Origin of the sequence: Vibrio sp. JPW-9-11-11 (assembly GCF_013369335.1) — a bacterium.
In the GTDB taxonomy this organism is placed as follows: domain Bacteria; phylum Pseudomonadota; class Gammaproteobacteria; order Enterobacterales; family Vibrionaceae; genus Vibrio.
The window spans coordinates 249,777-273,813 of sequence record NZ_SZQJ01000009.1 but is presented as its reverse complement, the minus strand read 5'-3'; the positions used below and the strand labels follow the sequence as shown (position 1 = coordinate 273,813).

The window sequence follows — 24,037 nt, the reverse complement described above, 5'->3', positions numbered from 1 at the left end:
GATCATTACTTCTTACGGCAGTATTCAGCGATCACGTACATAGATTGGCCGCCGTTCGCTTTACCAGAAACAAGCTTAGGGTCGTCACCAATACTAATACCACGGATAACCGTACCTTGCTTGATGACTTGGTTAGTGCCTTTAACTGGTAGGTCTTTGATAACCGTTACGTCGTCACCTTTTTTAAGTTCAACGCCGTTGCAATCGAATGGTTTGTCGTCAGCAGACATGCCTTGCATGGCCCAGTTCATTTGCTCTTCTTCCATGTACATCATGTCTAGCGCGTCTTGAGCCCAACTTTCACTGTTCAGTCGTGTCAGTTGACGCCAAGCCGTGACTTGTACTGGTGGAACTTGGCTCCACATGCTGTCGTTTAGGCAACGCCAGTGGTTAATATCTTTAGGGTCGTCGATTTCGCTTAGGCACTTATCGCAAACCATGATCCCGTAATCCACTGTCACATGGCTGTGCGGAGGAACAGCGTATGCCGTTAATGGTGCATCAGCAGCACACAATTCACATTTTGATTGGCAGCGTTCTAGCATAGTAGCTTGAGAAGACATAATGGACTCACATTTTATAGGGTGTAATTGAAGCGGGATATTATGCACTTTATCCGACGAAAATAAAGGGCTTTGCCCAATTACTCTTACTTAAGCTTCCAAAACCATACAAATACGGCATTAGTGCCTGCGTACTAGTTGAACTACTTATCTATCAGCATGTTAAGGTTTGTGACGGCGTCACTAAAAACTGATTATCTTTACCTCTTTAGACTTGATAGGCATAATCAGAATCGTCTTTATATCAATTTAATAGGTCGAAAGTTGGAACTACTCTCCATCAACTTGTTTGACAAACCGCTGCGTCTTGAAGGCTCGATGGCTGGTTGGCAGCAACTGTTTTGGGACAACCAATTAGTGTCACAATTGGATGCAAATTCTGAGCGTGGTGAACATGTTGAGCATACGTTTACGTTGATGGCTGGTGAAAGGCCGCTAGTGTGCCAACTTAAGCTTTCGCTAGTATGGCAACCCTTTAAACTCGGATACCAAGTTCAAGTCGATGACGAAGTGATTGAGCAGGGCAGTCGCGACACTAAAGATATTGAACAGCAAGTCCCTTTTACTCCTCCCGCCACAGAAAAGCGCTTTAGCTTGATTGGTTTGGTGTCGCTCGGTATGAAAGCACTAAAAAGCGCCAAATTGATCAAGGTAATGTTAGCATCAGCCAGTTTGGCGGCTTACTCATGGCTATTTTCCTTTCAGTTTGCGCTCGCGCTTCTCGCCTGTTTAGTGTTTCACGAGTACGGCCATGTGCGGGCGATGAAGTATTTTGGGCTAAGAACCAAAGGCATTTATCTCGTGCCATTTCTGGGCGGGCTTGCACTTAGCGATGAAAAGATCAACACACGTTGGCAAGATGTGGTTATCTCCATTGCAGGCCCTATGTTTGGCTTCATTTTATCGTTGATCTTGCTGGTCATTTATCTGATAAGCGGTGAGATGTTTTTTGCCGGACTTGCCGTTTTCAACGCATTTCTGAACTTATTTAATCTACTGCCTATCTTACCGCTTGACGGTGGGCACGTGCTGAAAAGTATTAGTTTTTCTATGAATAGCCTTGCTGGGATCGTACTTTGTACGCTGGCTGCCGCTGGGGGTGTGTTACTCAGTTATTGGCTGGGATTAACTTTGTTCGGTTTTCTGTTAATCATGGGCATGGCCGAGATACTGTTTGAATGGCGCGGTCGGCATCATAGCCACTTGTTACCTCTAGACCGATATGGCCAGGTGGTCGCAACCATTTGGTACTTGGGTTTAGTGGCAGGCTTAGTCGGGATTATTTGGTTCTTTGCCTCGACCGGAGACGACTTGCTTCGCTTGCCGTTAATGATTTTAGGTACCTAAGCCTCGAAAAACTTTGATTAAAAATCCGATACACAGTGTTTATCGGATTTTTGGTTTATTGGCAGTCTCACTTAAGTACCGCGGTGTTCAGTGACTATCTCTTCTACATCTTTCGTCACGTTTGGCTGAGTTTAGAATAGAAGCTCAAAAACCGAAGTCGTGCCGCTGACTTCGTTACCCACCGCAATGTAGTGCACGCCGTTTCGGGTGTAGTAATGAATCGATTCTGGGCCTAGGTCTCCGGCTTGAGGATTATATGTGTCATTGTCACAATCGCCGTCATCGACTTGCGTGCAGACTGGCTGGTCAAAATTGCGGTTGTTCACATAAGTAATGAATTGGGCGGCTTTTGGGGTTGTAATGTCGTAGACCATGATGCCTCCTTGACGCTCTAAACCAATAAAGGCATAGGTGCGATTGCCAATCATCGCCACTTCAATGGCTTCTGGCTCGACGCCTTTGTCGTCACTGCGGTCATCTGCACTGTCGTTGTTATCATTGCTGCTATTAAAATGCTCCGTTTCAGCATTGAGGACAATTTTTGCGAATTCGTCTGCGCTATCGAAAACCAATTCGCCTTGTTCATTCCAGATAGAGAACGAACGTCCGCCAAATCCTGTAATAGGATCATCCGCCTGTAACGGGTTATCTGGTTTAATCAGTTTAATTCGACCGAGCTTTGCGCCGTCTTTTAACTGAGAGGCGAGAGGGTGATCGTCTGGTACATCAAGTTTTTTCCCGCGCACCTCGTCTGTATAACTGATACAAAAATCCACTTCTTGGGTGTAATCCGGGCTGCCCGTATAATCGTCGCCATCCCATTTGAACCCTTTACTGTCACATTGGGCTTGCGTGGTCTTTATTCCATACTCTCTGCCGTCACCTTCGTTAGCGCTAACGAAATAGCTGACATTATCCATGCTGAACGCATCAATCGAATCTGGCATGTATAGGCTTTCAAGGCCTTGATAGGGCATAAGGTTGCCAATGACACCATCTTTATTGGACGCGTCCAGCGTGTGGGCACTCCAATGTTTTGCGCCAAGACCAAGCACAGATTTGATACTCGCAGTGTCGACATCGATGACTGCAATGGCGTTGTTTTCTTGTAGCGCAACAAACAGCTGACCTTTGTTGTCAAACGTGAGGTACTCTGGCTCAAAGTCTTGTGCCACCGTTTTGCTATGAGCCGAAACTCTAACTTTGGAGCTAAGTTGATGATGCCTCGCTTGGCCCTGATTGAACTCGGTAAAGGTGATTTGATGAACGGTTGGATTGTTGACCCCATCGCGAATGTCTACCAAGGTCACACTGCCTTCAGGATCGACGGTGTATTCACCGTTGGGTTCGCCTTCGTTGGCAGTAGCAAGAATCAGCCCGTCCGGGGAGAAGCTAACCATATCAGGAAGGGCGCCAGTCGGGTACGTTGTGAGCAGTTCGAGCGTATCGGTGCGAAACAGCGCGATAATACCAGGCTGTTGCTTAATTTTGTTTTCGATAGCGACCGCGAGCAAACCATCAAATGTTGACACACTGTTTGCTGCGCCAATCTCAATTCCCGCTGATGTTGCGGCAACGCTCAGATCTAGGCTTCCAGAGCCGGTTGGTGCCCCTTTGTCATCGAACCCAATAACGTCGACATGCTTAGCGTGTGCATTAACGACGTAGAGTCTATCTGAACATTGATCGTAACTGACAATTTCAGCCGCTGAGCTATCGAAAGGGCTGTCAGAAACATAACTCCCTCGCAAAGAAAGACCACTAACTTTTGACTCCAATACGTCTATTGGGGTATCAGCCCTATTTTTACAGGTGATACTTAGGTCGTGAGATGGTCTGTCTGCACTGACGCAGGCAATAAGCTGGCTAGTGACGGCTAGGCCCAAGAGAGCCTTAACTGCATATTTCACTTTAATTCCTCCATGAAAAATAAGTGAAATAAAATAAGGCACTTATATGACAATTGAGCTTAACATTGATTGCAATGAGGTTACGTCAAGCTGAACAACGAGCGGCTTCATAGCGATCTGATACGAGTTTACTGATAAAAAATCCGATAAACGAGGTTTATCGGATTGTTGGTCACATCAAAATTGCTGCAATCACGGATTTAGATCAGCGGCTTAGAGCCTTTAACACTTGGGCTTAGCCACCTTGTAGTTAGGCAGTGCTTTGATCTTATTCGCCAAGTCTTCAATTCGTGTACTGTGTGATGGGTGAGTAGACAGTAACTCCGGTGGTTGATTACCGCCCGAGGCTTTTGCCATATTTTTCCACAGTTCGATGCTCTGATAGGGATCAAAACCTGATTTTGCCATCAGCTCTAGTCCGACAATGTCGGCTTCTGACTCTTGCGTGCGCCCATAGGGCATAAGAACCCCATATTGGACACCTAACCCAAGCGCCGCCATCGTCATGCCGCGATACTGGGCGTATTCGGAACTGCCCAAGGCGACATTGGTCAACTGCAATCCGGCGTTGGCAAGTTGTGACTGTGATAAACGCTCGTTGCTATGGTCTGCCAGTACGTGGGCAATTTCATGGCCAATCACAGTCGCTAGTTGATCGGCGTTCACTGCAACGTTTAGTAGCCCAGTATAGACGCCAATTTTACCGCCCGGCAGCGCAAATGCGTTGACTTGATCGCTATCAAACACCACCACTTCCCAAGCTTGAGCACCCGGGAGTGGTGCAACATTGGCGGTAATCGCCTGAGTGACGCAGCGAACATAAGCATTGGTTTCTTGGTCTTGATTGATGGTCTGTTGCTGCTTCATTTGTTCAAATGATTGAGCGCCCAAACTGCTCATATCAGCGTTGGAAAACAGCAGCAACTGATTACGGCCAGTCGGCGAAGAAGTGCACGCAGACACCAGTATCGAAGCGGCGATAGTCGAAATTTTAAGCCAGGCACGCATTGAAATCTCCATTTCAGAGTAAAATGACAATTGGCTAATCATAACATTAGGTTACAATCGCTGTTAAATGAATATAACGGGAACAAATATGAGTATTTGGAAACGACCGATCGATTTAAACCTTCTCAATCAAACCTCTCGCAATACCTTGATTGAACACCTTGAGATCGTATATAGCGATGTGGGTGAAGACTATATTTCAGCCACTATGCCAGTGTGCTCTTTTACTCATCAACCATTAGGAATGCTACATGGTGGCGCCTCTGTTGTGCTGGCGGAAACCTTAGGCTCGGTGGCTGCGAATTTTTGTGTAGACAAAGAGAGTTATTGTGTTGGACTGGATATCAATGCAAACCATGTGCGTTCGATGCGCACTGGACAAGTCATTGGGACCGCGACACCAATCCATTTGGGCGTGTCAACTCAAGTGTGGCAAATCACCATTACCGATGAGCGTGAACGGCTCGTTTGTACCAGTCGGCTGACTATCGCCGTGAAAAAGCACAAAAAAACCAAAGCGAGTACGATATGATTATTCCATTCAGTGGCGGTAAAGTGATTGCGTCCGCGCATGAGTTAGTGGTGAAGCTGACTGGGCCTCATATGGTCTCGCTCCAGTCTCAAATCGATGCCATCTCTCTAATTGGGCGAGGGGCCAATGTCATTGCCGCCCATGGCAGCGAAACCACTTGGTCAATCAAGCTTGATGATGAACAGCAGTTACGCGACATCGCCCAACAAATTGGCATCGATATACAATAATGTTCGACAACACTTGATCGTCGCCAACTAAATGAGGAAACTCTCTCTATCATAACTTAACTGAGATTTCCCCTTTATGAGTAGCCCGCGTTTACGTGTTCAGTTTGAAACCTTGTTTGAACACTACAAAGGACAAGACTCTGGTGTACAACTTGAAGACATTACAGAGATCTTATTTTGTACTCGTCGTAATGCCCGAATTGTTCTCAATAAAATGGAAGAGGAAGGTTGGATCGAGTGGCATCCAGCGCCAGGACGCGGCAAGCTCTCTCAGTTAATTTTTAAACGCAGTCGTTCTGATGTAAGCGAGAACCTTGCTCGCCGTTATCTCGATGAAGGAAAGATTGGCCAAGCGCTCAAAGTACTCGACAATGATACCGCCAAGCTTGCTCAAGTGGTCGAAACTTACCTTGGCATTGTCCACCAGGAAGGGCAGCAAGTTGTGCGCTTACCTTATTATCGTCCGCTTAGTAATCTCAATCCCAATGTACAGATGCGTCGTTCGGAGCTCCATATCGCTCGGCAAATTTTTAGCGGTTTAACCCAGCTAGATGAAAAAGAAGCACTGCAACCAGATTTGGCCCACACGTGGGAAATGCTTACACCGCGCCATTGGCGATTTTACATCCGTCCTAGTGTTCGCTTTCATAACGGTGACTTACTGACGACGGCCATCATCAAAGATTGCCTAGAGCAATTACAGCATAAACCGCTTTTCTCGCATATTGAGAGGATTGAGTCGCCCGGCCAGCTGGTGGTCGATGTCTATCTTAGCCAAGATGATTATCAGTTGGCGCTGTTGCTGGCAGAGTCTTGCGCCAAAGTGGTGCTGCCCAAGGAGCGTAGGGCAGAGAACTTTGACCGTTTTCCTGTGGGAACTGGGCCCTATAAAGTTATCCAAAATGATGACAAGCGCCTCGTTTTGCAAGCATTTGATGGATATTTTGGTTTTCGGCCGTTGCTGGATCGCGTCGAGGTGTGGGTCATCGATGAAGCATATTCGTCTATGGTCTTTCCCAGTTTGAGTAAACCTATCAAACCCGATGTGGTGAACTACAGTGACGAGGTAGAGCTAGACCCCGGCAGTACCTTACTCTTGCTTAATCGTAACAATGGCCTGGCCGCAGCTGATGAGTGGGCAAATTATTTCAGTCAAAGGCTTAACTCGCTCGCCCTCTATCAGTTATTACCTCAAGACAAGATCGTGGATTTAGGCGTGTTACCAGCGCTCGGTTTAAAACCCGGTTGGTATCATCACACCAGGCAAGGAGAGGCAGTGCCACCTAGCATACGAAGTGTCACAGTCGCCTATCATGCGCAGCACCCCATGTTTCCCACTCTTGTCAAATGCATTGAAGCTATCCTTAAGCAAGATGGGTTGAGCGTTCAACTTATTAAGTACGACTTAACTGTCGAAAGCACTCAAGAGGTCGACATTTGGATCAAACCTATGGGGATTGCTACCAATCGAGACGATGCGCTCGCAGGATGGTTACTCAACTACAGCGATATTCAGTCATTGAGTCGAAGTGAAGATTTCGATTATTGGTCACACGTGGTTAAAGAGTGGCAAGCCACAGAAAACGCGCCATTTCCAGCTAAATTACTGGGTAAATCTCTGGTCGAACAAAAACAATTGATCCCAATGTTTCACTGTTGGTTAGGGATCAGTAAAGATCACTGTGGCGCCTTGCAAAATGCCAAATGCAATGCGTTGGGTTGGTTCGACTTTAGCCAAGTTTGGGTCAAACCTGCACTGCTGACCAATGAATCGCGAGGTGAACGTGGCGAAACCTAATAAGAAGCAACCAACAAAAACTGTGGATGTGTTTTGTGCGAAGTGCAAAAGCCAGTTGTTCAAGTATCGGAAAGGGGGCAAAGGGGCGCTAGTAAAGTGTTTCAAAGAGCGGATCAGCGAAGACTTTACTCAACAAGCGTGTATTTGTCCCAAATGTGGCGGTGAGTTTGCAAGAGAGACTTTAGTTAGAGGAACCCCCGCTTATAAAATGATCGGCGGAAAGGTAACCATGAAATAGCTCAGATTTAGCACAAACAATTGGTATTTTGTCGCTCGGCAAACAATACAAGAAATTGTTGAAAATGAGCGATACCAGACCTTTTTTGACCTGAGTCGATAAAAAACGTAAAAATCTCGTTAACGTCTATCATTGTTTTGTAAAGGTGTTAGAATACCCGCAGTTTCTTTTCGGTATTTCCAACTTTACTTTAGAGGTTCACAATGGAGCTAGGTCTTATCATCGCTTTCATCGTTTCAGCAGCTGTAATGGTGAAGAAAGAGATGGCAGCAGCTAAGTAAGACACCAATTCGTCCCATTTTTATTCAACTTTTTGATGAATTCGTGCTAAAAAAAGCTCCTTAACTGGAGTTTTTTTGTATCTAACCAACTGTAAATGTTAAGTAATTATAGTTAAGTATAGAAAAGCCAGCGTTGTCGCTGGCTTTTTGTTTTATGTGTTTAAATTAGAATTGGTAGTCAACTGAAACACCCCAGTTTCGACCCGGTTGGCTCTTCGAGTCGATACTAAACGTCTCACCTGTTGCATCGTGGCCAGAAAGGTCGTCGAATAGCCAGTATTTTTTATCGAGTGCATTAAACAAGCCTGCGCGCAGCGTTAAATCTTGCATTGGACGGTAGTAAGCTGTTAGGTCCACCAAGGTATAACCCGCGGCATCAACGTTTGTATCGTTATTCCAATCTGATTTACGAGCAACCATCTTAACGTTCGCTAGTGCACCGTAAGTATCGCGATTTAAACCAACACCGAAATCAGCAGTCAGTGGTGCAACAGAGTCTAATGCCTTGCCGGTTTGCTTATCTTCACCGTCAGCATATGCAATCGCTAGGCGAGTGTAGACCCCTTGCGGTGCGTTAAATGCCTTGTCCATGAGAATCGTTGAGCTGAACTCAGCACCGAAGATCTCAACTTCGTCGAGGTTCTTCTTGGAAATGACATCTTTGCCACCTTGTTCGCCTGTTTTCTCTTGGACGATGAAATCTTTGTAATCAGAGAAAAACGTTGTCAGCTCGAATTTAGCACTGTCATTTTGACCACGTAGACCCGCTTCATAAGAGACACTCTTTTCAGATTTTAGGTCAGGATTCGCCTCAATAATGGCACCGTGATTGTAGAAGTAGTACAAGTCGTAAACGGTAGGAGCCTTGAAGCCTTGGCTGATTTGGCCAAATAGCGATAGCTTGTCGTTCAGGTGGTAAACGGCGCCAAGTTTGCCCGTTAATGCACTGTCTTGGTTTTTATCGTATTCTGTTGTGTAACCCTCATCCGTCTTAGGCTTTGCACTGAATGCATCGTAACGTGCACCTGCTGTCATCACCAACGCGTCGTCTAAGAAATAGGCTTGATCTTGAAGGAACACACCCCACTGAAGGAGATCAGCATCAGGGATCCCGGTACTACCTGGGCCGGAAGTGCCTTGGTCAAATTTATAATCGGTATTGTCTAAACTAAATTTGGTCGAAACATAGTTCATACCGTAGGTAAACTCATGCGCAGTTGATGCTAGTTCAGCCAGTTTAGACGCTTGCGCATTGATTTGAATCGATTGATCGCTTGAATCACGTTCACGCATGCGTTTGCCATAGTATGGTGTCGTATCGTAGTTTTTAGACAATGAGCTCGAATCTTGGTAGTTAATCGACCAATCAACTTTGTCGGTGATCGCCGTTGCTAATAACCATTCATGTTCAAAGCCAATTCTTAAGCGTTCGTTGGTATCTTCGTTGAAGTTGTCAGTATAGGTAAACATGGGTGACATCGAATGACCGTTATAGTTAAGCTCGTCTTCATCGTATTGTTTGTTGAAGTATTCAACCGTGATGCCTAATTTATGATAATCGTTCGCTTGATAAAAAACTTTCCCCAGCAAGTTACCTAGCTCACTATCTGCTGGGTTAGCCGCGCCGCGATCTGGACCTTCAACGTCTGAACCTGAACCGTGTGTTTGCGTTTCTTGTCCATCTGCGTAAGTAGCTATGAGTAGGGTTTCTAATTTGTCTTGACGCATTGCCCAAGTTAGGGTGTTTTTAAACTCCTCGTTGACTGACGAATAGCTGCTTTTGATACCAAATCTGTGTTCATCACCATCGGTGATTAACACATCTTCTGGGTTCTTAGTGCGAAAGAGCACCACACCACCTAGCGCATCTGAACCGTATAGCGTAGAGGAAGGCCCTTTGTTGACTTCGATTGCTTGTAGGGTATCAATTTCGATATTGTTAGGATATTTACGTTGTTCTGAAGCGCCAGGGTTGTAGGGGACTGGCTGCTGAACGTCATCAACCATAACCTTAACGCGACTGTTTTCCATCCCGCGAATATTAAAACCAGAAATGCCGAAACGACCTGAACCTTGAGCATTAACACCGGGCGTATATTTAAGCGCTTGCTTTACGTCTGTTGAAAGCGCGTTGTCGATATCTTCAGATGAAACCTTTTCTATAGAAGAGCTAACGTCTGATTTGTTTTGTTCTGTACGAGTTGCAGAAACAACAACTTCATCAAAAAGGGCATAGTCTTGAGCGTATGCGGTTGACGTCAAAGCAAAAACAATTGATGCTGACAATAGTGAGCGATTGTACATTATGAGCTACCTTAATCCTTAATCCATATTCGTTGTTCTTAGGATGGGCGGCATTTTATTTGATCTAAATAATAATTACTATCATTTGCATTTGCGTGTTTATTGATTATTTTGCTAGTTATCTGACCACTGAAAGAAAAATACTCTATTTATTAGATAGATAGAGAATGTTTCTGTCAGTCTTAAAAAATCAAACGCGTAGCTATAGTGTGATTTAAATCACAATAAATCTTGGAGGGAAGGCATTTGCAAAGTCCAATTACGTTGGAAGCGTTACATATTCTTGATGCGATAGATCGCAGAGGAAGTTTCGCGGCGGCGGCCAACGAGCTCGATAGGGCGCCATCTTCACTCAGTTACCAGATCCAGAAACTTGAACAAGAGCTCGATATAATGATTTTCGATCGCTCTGGGCACAAGGCGAACTTCACTGAAGCGGGCCAACTGATTTTGGAGCGCGGGCGTTCGATATTAAGTGCGACTGAAAAATTGGTTAATGATGCCAGTGTACTTGCCAATGGCTGGGAGCTGGATATTACTTTGGCGTACGATGGAATTATTCCAATCAGCAATTTTTTTCAACTCGTTACGGACTTAAGCAATGTCAGTTCAACTCGGGTCAAACTACAAGAGGAGATCCTCGCAGGGTGTTGGGAGTCATTAAACAGTGGCCGAGCCGACCTGTTGGTGTGTCCTAAGCTTGATACTTTGCCTCAAGATGTCAAAGCGGAAGTGATTGGCAGTATGGAAATGGTCTGGGTTGCAGCAACGGATCATTATGTGCATAAACGAAATGGCGAATTTGATGATAAAGCGCGTGAAAAATATCGCGTGATTGCTATCGCCGATACCGCACGAGAGCAGCCAGCGATCAGTGTTAATATTACTCAGCGTCAGCCACGACTGACCGTAACCAATTTCAGTGCGAAAGTGGATGCGTTAACCTCGGGACTTGGTATTGGTACCCTGCCCAAACAGCGGGCGCAGCAGTTGATAAATGAAGGTAAACTTCAACCGATTAGCGATGCGCCTCCCATGAAAATGGACATCATTCTGGCTTGGAAGCGCAATAAAATTGGCGAAGCAAAATCATGGTGTATTCAATATTTGATGAAAACCTGGAAAGCCAACGCGCTAGTTTAGTAGAAGGGAGCCATAAGGCTCCCTTTTCATACTCACTTGTTAAGTGGCAATACCATATCTGCCACCCCGTCTTCGAACTGAACGTCAAGCTTAAAACCAAGTTTTTGCGCTAACATTAGCATGCCGCGGTTAGAGGGCATGGTCATTCCAGACATTTGTGCCGTGCCTTTGTGGCGACAGTATTGAATGATTTTGTTCATCAATACTTTTCCTAACCCATTCCCCTTCAAGTCGGAACGAATCAAAATCGCAAACTCAGCGTCGGTATTATCATGATTTATTAACGCTCTCGAAACTCCGATAATGGGGCTACCAGGACGAGACTGGCTTACCGCAACAAAAGCCATTTCACGGTCATAGTCAATTTGGGTCAAGTTGGCCAATGCTTCGTGATTAAACTCACCAACATCGGTGAAAAAGCGTTTATAGAGATCTTCTTTCGATACGTTATGGATAAAGTCGGCATGATGAGGTTCATCTTCTGGCAAGATAGGCCTGAGCAATACTTCCTCACCATCGCGAAGCGTGATCAATTCTTCATACTCAACCGGGTATGGTCGAATCGCCAGACGTTGCTGCGCATCCCCATCGTACCGCTTGAGCACCAGATCAGCATCGAGAATGGTAAACGTGGCACCATTTGCAAGCACTGGGTGTATATCCAGCTCATGAACTTGAGGGCAGTCGACTACCATTTGCGATATACGAACTAGCAGCTCAGACAATCCATGAATATCCATAGGTTCTGGGAGTTTCTGCAATCGAATCTTTCCATTTTTAATCGCTCTTACAATGAGATAGCGCGCCAGTGCCATATTTAGCGGTGGTAAAGCAGACGCGGCATCAAGAGATTCATCCCACTCGGAGCCGCCTTGGCCGATCAAAATGACCGGGCCAAAAGTTTCATCGGTGATCACCTTGATTCGAATTTCTTCTCCTCCAGCTAACTTGGCCATACCTTGAACCAATAAACCGTGAATATTCGCAGAAGGATAAGATAACTTAGTGCGATCTAGAATCGCTTCAGCAGCACTCGCGACCTCGTTACTGTTACGCAGGTTTAACATCACCCCTTGTACATCAGATTTGTGCGCAATATCAGGGGAACGGAGTTTGACAGCCACCGGATAGCCAATTTGCTCGGCAACATGAACCGCTTCACTCGAATCGGAAGCGATCCAAGTTGGCAAAACATTAAAGTCAAAACAGCGTAAAAATGGTCCAATTTGGTGGGTATCAAGGGAGACTGTGTTTTTGTCCAGTAGTTTTTCTGCAATCCAGTTTTTGGCTTCGTTGAGTTCGGTGATATGTACAGGTTCTGCAGTTGTGGGGGTTTCCATCAAATGTTTTTGATTGCGCCTATATTCGACCAAGTGCATGAATGCGACCACGGCGCTTTCAGGGGTGCGATAAGTCGGAATGCCTGCTTGAGTAAATATATCGCGCGCGGGTTTTGCGGTGAGTTCACCAGACCAGTTTGTCAGGAAGTTGAATCGCTTGTGTCTTGGGTGAGCCTTGATAGCTTCAACGATGGAGCGCGCGGTTTGTTCAGAATGCGCAACAGCAGACGGGCTGTGCATAATTAATATTGCATCTGCACAATCTGTGTCCATCAGCGCGTTGAGTGTATTCACATAGCGGTGATGATCGGCATCACCTACCATGTCGATGGGGTTATTATGGCTCCAACTCACGGGTAAAATGTCGCTGAGCGCATCTAATGTCGTCTGAGACAGCTCGGCAAGTTTCCCGCCTCGTTCAAGTAAGGTATCCACCGCCATAATGGCAGGTCCGCCTCCGTTAGTGATAATCGCCAATCTCTCTCCGCGCAGTGGTACAGAATGGGTGAGTGTTTCAACTGCTGCAAAGAGTTCATGAGAATTGTTAACACGCAGCATACCTGTCCGGCGTATGGCGGAGTCATAAATGATATCTAGCGTGTTATCACCACCGGTATGCGCTTGGGCGGCCAACCGACCTGCGTGGGTCCGTCCACCTTTAAGCACCAAAATCCTTCGGTTGCGCGACGCCGCTCGGGCTGCTGACATAAAGCGCCGCGCGTCTTTAATGGTATCGACATACAACAAGATAGACTCTGTATTAGTGTCGGTGCTTAACTTGTCGAGCAGATCAGCAAAGTCAACATCGAGCGCATTACCTAGCGATATAAAGGCAGAAAAGCCGATGTTTTTGTCGTTGGCCCAATCCAAGATCGTGGTACACATCGCGGCAGATTGGGAGATAAAGGCTATTTTTCCTTTATCTGCTGTTACCGGCGAAAAAGAAGCATTGAAGTTTGCCCACGGTAAAATCAAACCAAGACTGTTAGGGCCAAGAATTCGCATGCCACTTTGCTTAGCGATGGCCAAACAGGCCGATTGAATGCTTTCGCCTTCGTCGTTGGCTAGGTGCATATCGGCAGAGAGTACAATCACTGTTTTAACTTGCTTTTCAGCGAGCTGGGTGAAAATACGTTGGTTGTATTTGGCCTGTGTACACAAGATGGCGACATCTGGGACAATGGGCAGATGTTCGATCGACGAATAGGCAAGCACACCACAGACGGCGTCGTATTTCGGTGTGACAGGCATAATCGCGCCTTCAAACCCACCATGAAGTAAGTTCTTCATAACGATATTGCCGGCGCGCATCGGTCTAGACGATGCGCCGATAACGGCAACGGAACGGGGTTTTAACAGATGATTGAGTTGACTCATACAGTGACTCCTGCAAGGCAGATACTCATTATCCTAACCAACCCAATCAAAGAATTCTCACTGATTTCGATGTACTTTTAATCAGATCACTGAGGTTGAACCAAACTTTGTGTCATTTGTCACAGAGTATTGATATATAATTAAAATGTCGGGTTGATTATCCGCCGAGCAAACGGCATGATTTACAGTAATTTCTAGTAAAGGCATTTGAAGAGTTCATGAAAAAAGTAGCGATTGTTGGCTTATCAGTGGTGCTTTCTGCTTGTGTATCAAGCGACTACGTAACAGACGTAAGTTCAGAAAGTTATCGTGAGGATTACAAAACAGCGAAGGTTGAACAACCCGTTGTTTCACAGCAAGGAACGACCAGCGCTATCGTTGAAGACAACGTGCAGCCTAAAATGGTAACCATGTCTTCTGAGCCTATGACTAAGGTTCAACCTAAAGCGAAGCCAGCGGTGACAATTATTCCACCTACGGCAAAGCAAAAAGCGATGAATCCGCGCTACGGCTTTACAATTCAGGTTGTGGCAGTTGGCTCACAAACGAAAGTCGACCACTTTGCTCGTAAGTTACCTAGAGATAATCAACCGATTTGGGAAAACTACAAAGTTGTCAATGGAACCAAATGGTACACTGTGCTTTATGGAGACTACGCGACACGTTCTGACGCGAAGGCCGCTATCAATGAGCTCCCAACTGAGTTCCAAGATTTAAAACCTTTCGTTAAGAGTATTGATGCCATTAAGAACTCTCAATACCCAACATTGAACAAACTCAATTAATAAAAAGGGGCGTAAGCCCTTTTTTATTGTCTACTCGTTGTACACTTAATCAAGTGTTCACCAATTATTCGTTCGAACTCGTGTAACTCGACATAGTTTCTATTATGATTGGGACAACATTTCTCCTGTTGTATCATGGAAAGATCTTTTAATGACAAATACGACAATCTTGCTGCTATGCGGCGGTGGCTCTTCTGAGCACGAAGTTTCTTTGGTCTCAGCTGATTTCCTACAATCTCAGCTTTCATTAACCGCCGAATTTGATGTCATTCGTGTTGAAATGAAATCTGACGGTTGGTACACCGCTAATGGTGAACTTGCTTATCTCGATACCAATTCAGGCACGATCAATACCGATAGTCGTTCGGTGAAGTTAGATTTCGTCGTGCCATGTATTCATGGCTTCCCAGGCGAAACTGGCAACATCCAATCCATGTTGGAATTATCCGGAATCCCTTATTTAGGCTGCGGGCCAGAGGCAAGTACTAATAGTTTCAACAAAATCACATCAAAGCTATGGTATGACGCGCTTGATATACCCAACACGCCATATATTTTCCTATCGGAAAATAACGAAGCGGCATATCAACAAAGCAAACAGGCTTTCGAAAAATGGGGCAATATTTTTGTTAAGGCAGCAAGACAAGGTTCTTCGGTAGGGTGTTACAAGGTAACTGATATTGACCAGCTAAAAACTGCTCTCGACAATGCATTCGGATACTCTGATCAAGTTTTAGTAGAGCAAGCGGTGAAACCACGCGAGCTTGAAGTAGCTGCTTATCAGTTTAACGGTGAGCTCCACATTACTAAACCTGGTGAGGTAATCGCTCCGGAAGATGCTTTCTACAGCTACGAAGAAAAGTACAGTTCAACTAGCCACTCTAAAACAGAGATTGAAGCGTCGAACCTGACCGAAGAACAACTCAACATTATTCGCGAAAGTTCTGAAAAAGTATTTACTCAGATGCGTTTGCGTCATTTGTCGCGTATCGATTTCTTCCTAACGCCACAAGGCGATATATACCTAAATGAGGTCAACACCTTTCCCGGTATGACGCCGATCTCCATGTTCCCTAAGATGGTGATGAACAATGGTCATAGTTTTTCTGAGTTTCTAGCCGACTGTGTACGTCGCTCACTTTAGTTCCACGGTTTAAACGTTTTAAAAACGAATCTTTCAGCCGCTGCTTGCGCTCGATTGCCAAGGTATTGATAGGGCATAGCAGCGCTTTGCCAGCGGCCGTATTGTTGAATATCTTTAACTTTAACCCCTTGCGACGCCATCTCTGCCACTGCACCCACACGCAGTGACTGACCCGAAAACTTCACGTCGAGCTTTAACTTATCACTGGCGGTGCGCAAAATACGGTAAATGGATGAATCATCAAGGGAAGCGCAACTGACGTTACCGTACTTGTCAATCGCGGAAAACAGCGGCCCGTTTGCATAGCCACGCAGTTGCAACCATTTGTCTAAATATAACCGAGCAGAAAGAGAAAGGGGGTAGCGGTTATCACCGAGCCTCATGGTAGTTTCTCCTTGGGCAAGTGAGAGATCCTCAAAACGTAGCCTTTTTAACTCAACACGCTTGAGTAGACATTCAAACATAAGGTGATAGATCGCAAGATTTCTGATTTCTAATGGGCTGGACGACAACGCTAACATGTTGGTCAATTTATCTAAGTGCTGGCGTGAGAATGGAGTAGTGCTGTTGGCGTCGAGTTTTTTTTCTAAACGGAGTTGAGCAAGCAGCGTGCGCACAACAGTCGTTGATGTCGGGTCAGAGTAAGAAACCAGTTTATGGACCAAAGATACAGTGACAGCGTAACGTTTTAGCGTGGCATATTTTCTCTGTTTGGATTCTCGCTCGAGAAATAGCCTTACTGCGGTCGCTGAAGCGGGGAGTGCAGAGACATGTTTACTGACGCAAAATTGGACAAACAAATTCCAATCTTTGCGCATTGCCAGCAACGAGTTATGCGAATACTGGTTATCAGTAAGATCGCGAAAATCTTCTAAGTCCACCAAACTATTAAACCTGCCGATAGCTAGCTTGCGAGCAGCATCACATGTGATGACACGAACATTTTTTCTCATTGATACGCACTATAACCAAAAAACTCAAACTAAATATACTTGATAATGAGCGATTTACAATTATTATTAAAACTAACTAATTAAAAAGATATATGCTTATGGCTGCTGCGACTTACCGAGGTTTCCACCTCAAAACTGCTGGGAATTCGACTGAAATTTGGCAAGTTCAAATTAAAAACCATGTACTGTCTGGAAATATGGCCGCAGTCAAAAAAAGTATCGACTGGTTTTGCGACACTGCGACCATCATCGACCCTAAAGAGTTTAGCTCGTTAGATCACGCCAAAAAGGGCGACGGACACCCCTCACAAGAAAATTTCCACGGCTACACAATTAAAAACGACACCGGCGATGCAAACGCTTGGTATTGTTTCTTTAATGGGAGACTCATTAAAGGTGGAAAGCTTGCCATCCAGAAGCACATAGAGGCATACTTGGTTGCCAAACAGAAAGCAGAACAGCAACAGAAGAAGTAAATTATATGACTCTTGTATATAGCACTGATGTAGGTCGTATTAAACCTGAAGAACACAAACCACAGCGCGAAAAAGGTGACGGCACAGTCCGTATCCAACGCCAAACGAAAGGACGCAAAGGTAAAGGCGTTTGTATTGTCACAGGGTTAGATCTTGACGATGCGCCGCTCAAGCTACTCGCAGCGGAGCTAAAAAAAGTGTGCGGCTGTGGTGGCTCGGTGAAAGACGGAACCATTGAAATTCAAGGTGACGCGCGTGATAAAATTAAACAATTGCTAGAAAAGAAAGGCTACACAGTAAAACTTGCTGGAGGCTAAGCCTAATCATTGGTTTGGCAATCTCTGATTAACAAACTGATTATTAGGTATTTTATGGTAAATGCTTATGTTTAATGAGTTGGTTACATTGAACCTAGTCGAGCAAATTTGTAATAGAGCGCTTTGGCGCTCTTTATCATTTCGTTAAATATTTAACATAAGATAGATAATACGCACTATAGGTATGAGTGAAGTTTAGTAATATACGGTTTAGATAACTATAAAATGTCCATTCTGCGCTCAAATACGACACGTTGCCGCTGTCGATTAGATTTGCTCAAATTCGTAGTAGCGTAAATACAAGGCTCAGTTTTGTCGTATGAGTCGAATTGTGCAGACTAGATTAGAGTTATCGCTTTATTCTATAGCCCCTTTGGTTATGCTGCTGAGCTTGAATAGTATTAGAAGGTATTAACATGACCCAGAAAGAAGATTTGAAGCTATTTAGCGTTACTGACTGGAAGAGCTATTATCTAGTTAAGGCGAACAGCGCTGATGAAGCTGTTAAGAACACCTATAGCAAAACCTTTACACGAATCGACAATTCGACACTCACCGATGAGACCGTTGTACATGCAATGTGCTGTGAATACCAAGCTGGTGTAGAGACGATACTTGAATCGATGACTCAAAATATCGATCGTGTTCTTTGGCTAGACGCTTATCCAGACACATTGCGTTACCAGGTCACAGTTGAATAACTGTACATCTTTACGCTATGGATATACCTTCTCAAACCGCTCCAATACGAGTTCATCGTCTAGCGAAAACGTTGTACCGATGGATTCAGCGTACTTAGTAAAAAACTCGAGATGTGCATTGTACCACCACTGATAGCTACCATCTCCCTCACCTTCAAGCTTTGCGAACTCCTCAGGCACTAGGTTAAATGGGCAATAAGAAACCTCGGTTAATCTGACAATACATACTGGTTTTTCATTCCAATCGAGTACGACAGTAAGACGGCCTACTTTGGGCATCGGCTCTTGCTCGATATCATAAGCAGCTTTTAAACTGCAAGAGGCTCGTTTAATCCCAGCACTTACCAAGCGAGCACATTCGTTAGCGTTGTATTCATCGGCACAAAAATACTCTGCAATAGTGTCAGGTATTTCGGCGAGTTGATGCTCGGACAGCAGCGATGTGTAGCGCTCTAAATAACGCTTGTGTTCTGATTTCATTATTACCTTCCTATAAAGTGACATTGTCACCACGCTTAAACTATGACGGTCTATAAAGACCGGCTCCATTCTCGTGGACATCATCAACGTGTCTATACAACACCATTGATCATATCAGGAGAGGTATTATTTGGAACTGCATAGCGTGTATAACACTGGCTATGTCACTGAACTGACACCCTTAGTTTTGATATTTGTTACACCATCACCACGCAGGATAAAATACTACCTCGAGCAGTGCGCGCTCATTCACAACTTTCAGTGTTGTAATAAAATTACAACTCCCGTAACAGAACGGTATTGGGTAGCACATTCAACTAATGTAAGTCTCTGTTTTAACGTCTTTTATAGCTATACCGATTAGGATGCGTTAATGCCACCGCCCTATCCTATACGAATTATAGTTTTGAGTTTCTGCTTGTCTTTTAGAACCCTCATGCTGGTTTAATTCTATTCTCTAAGTTGTGATTAGTTATAGTGCACTTGGTTGAAAAAAAAGAGCGCTATTGCGCTCTTTAATCGTATCCGTGTGTGTATTTACTGCTGCTGCTTCGCCGCCTGTTCTCGAATTTGCTCAGCAACTACTTTGATTGCTTGTGCGGTACTCATCCCCTCTGCCATTAAACGTTGAATAACTTCTACAGCTTTTTGCTGCTCTTCGTGAGAGAGGGGTGGTAAATCATCGAACATAAAAAAGGCTCCTAAACAAGTAGGAGCCGACTATATTACGAATTATTTTGAAAAACCAGCCTTGTCGGATTCATACTTTAGTAGCTGGTCAAAAAGTTGATATAGGCGCCCATTGAATTTTCATTGGTATAGCTAGCGCCAACATCTAGTTGGAATAAATTCAAAGGAGACAAACCAATACCAGCGGTTACCGTGTCGTCTAGATCATCGTAGGCAAGGTTACGTTTCCAACCTGCGCGCAACTTGAGCTGACGAAGTATATCGATTTCGCCACCGACTCGAAGCATCTGCGTGTTATCATCGAAATTGGTGTAGCGCTCTTCCTCGTTTAAATCATAATCAACACTTAACGACGCGTAGTCACCAATCAGCCCTGCCCCAACCGTATATAGTGGGCGCATTTGGTAAGCATAATTGGTTGCCGAAAATGTGCGGCTTTGACTTGGGTCTATTCTCGATGTCACCGTTGTGCCTGGCAATGATTGCGTCGTAATATCCCTAGAGACCAAGTTCATTGCAGAGAAGCCAATTCGTAATGGTCCATGAAACCAGAGAAAACCAGCATCCATGTTAAACATGGTTTCACCAGTGCCGTTTTCACGAATATCTTTTATATCGTAGTTATTTAAGTTTGCTTGGTATACATAAGTATAGATTCGTTGTAGTTTGGGAGTGATACCGAATGCGATGTGTTGGCCAAGAAAAGTTTGATATTTGGCAAGAGACAATCCTACTTCAGCTACACCGACCCCAACTGCATTGACTGCGCTGAGCTCCGCGTTAATTGCGGGGTTAAGAGATGAATCTAAGCCACTGTTAGCACCGGTGTAGATGTCGGTCTGAGCGAAAGACTCCGCGTAGGCTTTACCAACTAAGTTAGCCGCGACGAATCGATTTGGGATCGCGAATGCAACGACACCACCCAGTTCAAGTTTTGCGATATCACCTTCTAATGCGTTCAATGTCGTTTCTAGCTCTGAAACACTTGAATAGTCACCAGCGATTGCTTGGTCAATAATGCCAGATGCCTTATCCAAGTCGTCAACCATCATATGTTCATCGCTATATGAAAGGCCGAAGCTCGGGGTGATCATGCCTACGTCGTCGTTTCGTCGGTAAATCGCTGTAATAGCAGGATTGTAAAATGGGGCGGTGAGAAAGTTTGCGGATACGACACCAACTCCCCCCATCGCATCACCACGGGCTTCAATGGCGTAATTGGCCGCAGATGCCGATGTTGCAGCCAACGCAATAGACAGTGCTAGAAGTTTTGTTTTGTTTTCCATAGCGATATAAACTTTTTTGGTTCCATGGGCTTATATCGACCTATTGTCTATTATCTTTAGTTATTCCTCTACTGAAACATCATACGTTTTACTAATTATTTGTGACTGCTCAACGATTATTGGCCCTTGCCAACGCTGACTATTGACCGAAACGGCAAGAACGTATCGGCCTGGTTCGATGTCTATTTTTTCTATAGACGTAGGATAGTCAGATTCATAGCGCTCACCCCAAACTTGAATGTAATTACCATCGATATAATCATAGAGCGATACGTCCAACTTAGGCAGTGGACAATGTGGGTTGAGCAATGCGTTTCTTTCGACTTGCCATTCGGCCTTCGCGTTCCACCTTACCGTGGTGGAAGAGAATGGTTCACCAAGAACTAGCCACGAACTCCAGGTAGTTTGATCTTCGGCGGTAATGTCGATCCGGTAAAGTCCCATATCAACACGGCTGTTCAGATTGTATCGCTTGATGAATGTTTTGAGCTCATTGCCACTAACAGGCTTAGATATGGTAAATGTGTTGTCAGTGGATACGACTTTCGATACCCATTTGGTCAAACTAATATCGGCGATATCTTTGTTCGAAGTCGCTTCAATAATCGCCCTATAAGCGTCACGCCCTGGGCTCTGGATCTCGGTACGTCGTACAACAACATTATTTAACCATTGGGGCAACGGGTTGTTGTCGAGACTTTTACCACAATCGACTTGAAGAGACTGAACAAATAGTTCGTTTAGATGTGGTGTGATGTTTTGATTGGACTCTAACTGCCACACTTCAACCAGCGAACCAAACATGCCGGTAAGGTCGCCGTTAAGTAGGTTCTTATGAGCCTGAATCAAGGGTGAATTGGTGTCAAACCAAGGCACCGGTTCAGCGAATAAGGGCCCACTACTGATCAGTGCACCCATTAACAGGGAACGTTTAACCATCACGCCTTCATTTTGTAGCCAACACCGCGCAAGGTTTCAATCTCAAGCCCTGGCAACTTTTGACGTAGCTGCAAAACGTGAGTGTCAACGGTACGTGTAGTTGGAAAGTGGTTGTAGCCCCAAACATGATCGAGCAGTTCGTCACGGGTGAACACTCGGCCCAAATTACTGGCCAAAAACAGCAGTAAATCGAACTCTGTTCGGGTTAAGGTAATCGAATCGTCTTTGTAAAAAACTTCGCGAGTCGATTTATCGATGACTAAATGCTCGGTAACTACGCGCGAGTCATCATTGGCGTCACCTTCTGGTGAGCGTAGCTGCGCACGAATACGCGCGAACAGTTCCGCTTCCGCAAAAGGCTTGGTCAAATAATCGTTGGCACCCGCATCTAACCCCATGACTTTGTCTTTTACGGTAACTAATGCTGTCAGTAGAATGACTGGTACATCTTTTAACAGTTTCCAGTCGACTAAGTGTTCGACAGAGTCTCCGTCTGGCAGTTGACGATCGAGAATGACCAAGTCTGCCTTTTCCCAATATTGCGCAACTTCAGCGATGGTTTCGGCATGGAAACATTCGTATCCCGCTTGTTCTAGGCTAACAAGTAACCCATCCGCTAAGTTTTTATCGTCTTCAACGAGAAGCAGTGTCTGTTTCACAAGGTATCTCCAAAATAAACGTTGTCGGTGGACCAACTAGGGACATTTTACCACCCATCCTTCCGACCATCGACTCGACGATTGTTAACCCGAGCCCAAGGCCGCTTTTACTTACGAACGGTTTGCGAAGTTGACGCCAATCTTTTGCCGTCAACTCACCTTGGTCCATCACTTTAACCGTAATTTTCTCTTTTGCTGTCGTGACGTCGATGACGATTGGCGCAATACCGTATTTAACAGCATTTCTAATCAAATTATCGATACACGTTCCAAGCCAGTACACATTTAACTTGGCAGCAATATCCTGGTTGATGACAAATTCCACGTTGTCACCAAACTCTTCTTCTACTTTAAACTCCAGCCACTCTTGGACTGAGGATACCCAATCCGTAGCCAGCGGCTTATTATCCGATTGCAAATAGTCTTTACTCGCCTCTGCAAGTTGACGCAAACGTCTTGAGTCTTCGCAAAGACGCCGGAACTCATCGTACACCGACTCGGGAAGTTTCTCGAACTCACGCCTAAAGCCCTCAACCGTTAGTGATAAACTGGCAATCGGGGTTCTCAGTTCATGCGTTAAGATCTGCAACACCAGCATACGGCTGCGCATTTCTTGACGCTTTGTGTTCCAACGATACGCGGACCAACCAATCACCAAGAGTATATTCGCAATAACCAAAACGATCATCGAGATACGCAGTAGGTCTGAATGATCCTCTACATCCCAACACAAATTACCGCGCTGGACAAAACAGCTATTTGATTCACTCTTAAGCTTAAACATAAGTTCTGCGGCTTCTAAATTTTGGCGCCACAACGACTCAGGATAAATCAAATAGTTGTCATTTTTGCGTAACCACAATTCCCGGCTTTCGATGAACATGCTAGAACCAGAAATTAACGCAATAATGGAATCTTCTTTCATTCGCTGTAATCGGCCTAGAAGTGTATTTTCGGCCGCCAATGAGCGCTCTTTAATATGCATATATTGCTGCAGTGGGTCGAGCTTTTCTGGGTAGATACGCACATATCGACTCGCGTATGTGCCTCCGCCCGGATGAATCAATGCACTTCGAGCAAACCATTTATCACTTAAGGTGTTGCCCTTGCACAACGCACGGGTAAACACTAAAGGCTCAGTGATCAATGGGCTGAGCGGTAGTTTGCCGGTGCAATTTTGTGCTAACTGGTAAAGGCGCTGAATATCTTTTAATGGATAAGACGACGTTTGAGGGAGCATTGATTGAGGCGTTAGCAATCGCGTTGGGTAGTCTGACTGTAAGCTGCGGATGTCGTAAGAAGCCGTCGCGTCAGCTTGATCAAAAAGATCCACAAACTTATCAATGCGTTCCGGTAATGACTCAGCGCGCACGGTTGTGCTAAAAACAGCTGAACTCAATATCAATGCGGTAATTGTCGTCTTAATCAATGCAAAAATTCATTAAATCAGTTAGTTATGACTCAGAATAAAACATTATTGCAAAAATATAAAATTGAAATGTGATATTAATGTCAGAAATGTAAATGCAGAAATAA

The 24,037-nt window shown here is 44.9% G+C and carries 23 protein-coding genes; 11 read left to right on the top strand and 12 right to left on the bottom strand.

The window, feature by feature from the left end; translation table 11 throughout:
* Positions 1-5: 5 nt before the first annotated feature.
* Positions 6-563, bottom strand: coding sequence for a PhnA domain-containing protein (locus tag FCU94_RS13545; protein ID WP_176289044.1), 558 nt, complete (start codon positions 561-563; stop codon positions 6-8).
* A gap of 264 nt (positions 564-827) precedes the next feature.
* Between FCU94_RS13545 and FCU94_RS13540 the strand changes: the two genes are divergently transcribed.
* Positions 828-1,910 carry a site-2 protease family protein gene (locus FCU94_RS13540; RefSeq protein WP_176289043.1) on the top strand — a complete coding sequence of 361 codons (1,083 nt, stop codon included), beginning with the start codon at positions 828-830 and terminating at the stop codon, positions 1,908-1,910.
* A 131-nt stretch (positions 1,911-2,041) separates the two neighbouring features.
* Here FCU94_RS13540 and FCU94_RS13535 read toward each other — a convergent pair whose 3' ends face one another.
* Together FCU94_RS13535 and FCU94_RS13530 are read right to left on the bottom strand one after the other, a co-directional pair.
* A complete protein-coding gene (locus FCU94_RS13535) occupies positions 2,042-3,820 on the bottom strand; it encodes a choice-of-anchor I family protein (RefSeq protein ID WP_176289042.1) in 1,779 nt (592 codons plus the stop codon).
* A gap of 222 nt (positions 3,821-4,042) precedes the next feature.
* Entirely contained in the window at positions 4,043-4,828 is a 786-nt protein-coding gene (locus tag FCU94_RS13530) for a M48 family metallopeptidase (RefSeq protein ID WP_176289041.1), read from the bottom strand.
* An 88-nt stretch (positions 4,829-4,916) separates the two neighbouring features.
* Between FCU94_RS13530 and FCU94_RS13525 the strand changes: the two genes are divergently transcribed.
* From FCU94_RS13525 to FCU94_RS13510, 4 genes are all read left to right on the top strand, one after another.
* The gene (locus tag FCU94_RS13525) at positions 4,917-5,360 is read left to right on the top strand and encodes a hotdog fold thioesterase (protein ID WP_176289040.1); all 444 of its coding nucleotides are present in this window, start codon (positions 4,917-4,919) and stop codon (positions 5,358-5,360) included.
* A complete protein-coding gene (locus tag FCU94_RS13520; protein ID WP_176289039.1) occupies positions 5,357-5,590 on the top strand; it encodes a DUF3389 domain-containing protein in 234 nt (77 codons plus the stop codon). The genes FCU94_RS13525 and FCU94_RS13520 overlap by 4 nt, the downstream gene beginning before the upstream one ends.
* Positions 5,591-5,666: 76 nt before the next feature.
* Complete coding sequence (locus tag FCU94_RS13515; RefSeq protein ID WP_176289038.1) at positions 5,667-7,388, top strand: SgrR family transcriptional regulator; 1,722 nt, start codon at positions 5,667-5,669, stop codon at positions 7,386-7,388.
* The gene (locus tag FCU94_RS13510) at positions 7,375-7,626 is read left to right on the top strand and encodes a hypothetical protein (protein WP_176289037.1); all 252 of its coding nucleotides are present in this window, start codon (positions 7,375-7,377) and stop codon (positions 7,624-7,626) included. Before FCU94_RS13515 ends, FCU94_RS13510 begins: the two co-directional genes overlap by 14 nt.
* Before the next feature lie 446 nt (positions 7,627-8,072).
* Here FCU94_RS13510 and FCU94_RS13505 read toward each other — a convergent pair whose 3' ends face one another.
* Complete coding sequence (locus FCU94_RS13505; protein WP_176289036.1) at positions 8,073-10,211, bottom strand: TonB-dependent hemoglobin/transferrin/lactoferrin family receptor; 2,139 nt, start codon at positions 10,209-10,211, stop codon at positions 8,073-8,075.
* 246 nt (positions 10,212-10,457) lie between these two features.
* On the opposite strand from FCU94_RS13505, the gene FCU94_RS13500 reads away from it, so the two are divergent.
* Entirely contained in the window at positions 10,458-11,354 is an 897-nt protein-coding gene (locus FCU94_RS13500) for a LysR family transcriptional regulator (protein ID WP_176289035.1), read from the top strand.
* A gap of 32 nt (positions 11,355-11,386) precedes the next feature.
* Here the strand turns inward: FCU94_RS13500 and FCU94_RS13495 are convergent, their stop codons facing one another.
* Entirely contained in the window at positions 11,387-14,071 is a 2,685-nt protein-coding gene (locus FCU94_RS13495; protein ID WP_176289034.1) for a bifunctional acetate--CoA ligase family protein/GNAT family N-acetyltransferase, read from the bottom strand.
* 218 nt (positions 14,072-14,289) lie between these two features.
* Here FCU94_RS13495 and FCU94_RS13490 point away from each other — a divergent pair, with 218 nt between their 5' ends.
* Together FCU94_RS13490 and FCU94_RS13485 are read left to right on the top strand one after the other, a co-directional pair.
* On the top strand, positions 14,290-14,856 hold the full coding sequence (locus FCU94_RS13490) for an SPOR domain-containing protein (protein WP_176289033.1): 567 nt from the start codon (positions 14,290-14,292) through the stop codon (positions 14,854-14,856).
* 151 nt (positions 14,857-15,007) lie between these two features.
* Positions 15,008-16,000: a D-alanine--D-alanine ligase gene (locus FCU94_RS13485; RefSeq protein WP_176289032.1), complete on the top strand. Its 993-nt coding sequence runs from the start codon at positions 15,008-15,010 to the stop codon at positions 15,998-16,000.
* On the opposite strand, the gene FCU94_RS13480 is transcribed toward FCU94_RS13485, so the two are convergent.
* The gene (locus tag FCU94_RS13480; protein WP_176289031.1) at positions 15,997-16,953 is read right to left on the bottom strand and encodes a tyrosine-type recombinase/integrase; all 957 of its coding nucleotides are present in this window, start codon (positions 16,951-16,953) and stop codon (positions 15,997-15,999) included. The genes FCU94_RS13485 and FCU94_RS13480 overlap by 4 nt on opposite strands.
* A gap of 98 nt (positions 16,954-17,051) precedes the next feature.
* On the opposite strand from FCU94_RS13480, the gene FCU94_RS13475 reads away from it, so the two are divergent.
* From FCU94_RS13475 to FCU94_RS13465, 3 genes are all read left to right on the top strand, one after another.
* On the top strand, positions 17,052-17,429 hold the full coding sequence (locus FCU94_RS13475) for a DUF3319 domain-containing protein (protein WP_176289030.1): 378 nt from the start codon (positions 17,052-17,054) through the stop codon (positions 17,427-17,429).
* 5 nt (positions 17,430-17,434) lie between these two features.
* Complete coding sequence (yciH, locus tag FCU94_RS13470; RefSeq protein ID WP_176289029.1) at positions 17,435-17,746, top strand: stress response translation initiation inhibitor YciH; 312 nt, start codon at positions 17,435-17,437, stop codon at positions 17,744-17,746.
* Between the two features lie 416 nt (positions 17,747-18,162).
* Complete coding sequence (locus FCU94_RS13465; RefSeq protein ID WP_176288828.1) at positions 18,163-18,447, top strand: hypothetical protein; 285 nt, start codon at positions 18,163-18,165, stop codon at positions 18,445-18,447.
* A 15-nt stretch (positions 18,448-18,462) separates the two neighbouring features.
* On the opposite strand, the gene FCU94_RS13460 is transcribed toward FCU94_RS13465, so the two are convergent.
* The 6 genes from FCU94_RS13460 to vxrA all read right to left on the bottom strand — a co-directional run bounded on the left by FCU94_RS13460 (position 18,463) and on the right by vxrA (position 23,939).
* Complete coding sequence (locus tag FCU94_RS13460) at positions 18,463-18,927, bottom strand: ASCH domain-containing protein (RefSeq protein ID WP_176289028.1); 465 nt, start codon at positions 18,925-18,927, stop codon at positions 18,463-18,465.
* A gap of 537 nt (positions 18,928-19,464) precedes the next feature.
* Entirely contained in the window at positions 19,465-19,617 is a 153-nt protein-coding gene (locus tag FCU94_RS13455; protein ID WP_176289027.1) for a YoaH family protein, read from the bottom strand.
* 77 nt (positions 19,618-19,694) lie between these two features.
* Positions 19,695-20,903: a conjugal transfer protein TraF gene (locus FCU94_RS13450; RefSeq protein ID WP_176289026.1), complete on the bottom strand. Its 1,209-nt coding sequence runs from the start codon at positions 20,901-20,903 to the stop codon at positions 19,695-19,697.
* Between the two features lie 60 nt (positions 20,904-20,963).
* Positions 20,964-21,842, bottom strand: coding sequence for a DUF2861 family protein (locus FCU94_RS13445; RefSeq protein WP_176289025.1), 879 nt, complete (start codon positions 21,840-21,842; stop codon positions 20,964-20,966).
* Positions 21,842-22,501 (bottom strand): response regulator transcription factor VxrB, encoded by a 660-nt coding sequence (gene vxrB, locus FCU94_RS13440; protein WP_176289024.1) that lies wholly within the window; start codon positions 22,499-22,501, stop codon positions 21,842-21,844. Before vxrB ends, FCU94_RS13445 begins: the two co-directional genes overlap by 1 nt.
* Positions 22,476-23,939, bottom strand: coding sequence for a sensor histidine kinase VxrA (gene vxrA, locus FCU94_RS13435; protein WP_176289193.1), 1,464 nt, complete (start codon positions 23,937-23,939; stop codon positions 22,476-22,478). Before vxrA ends, vxrB begins: the two co-directional genes overlap by 26 nt.
* Positions 23,940-24,037: the final 98 nt, after the last annotated feature.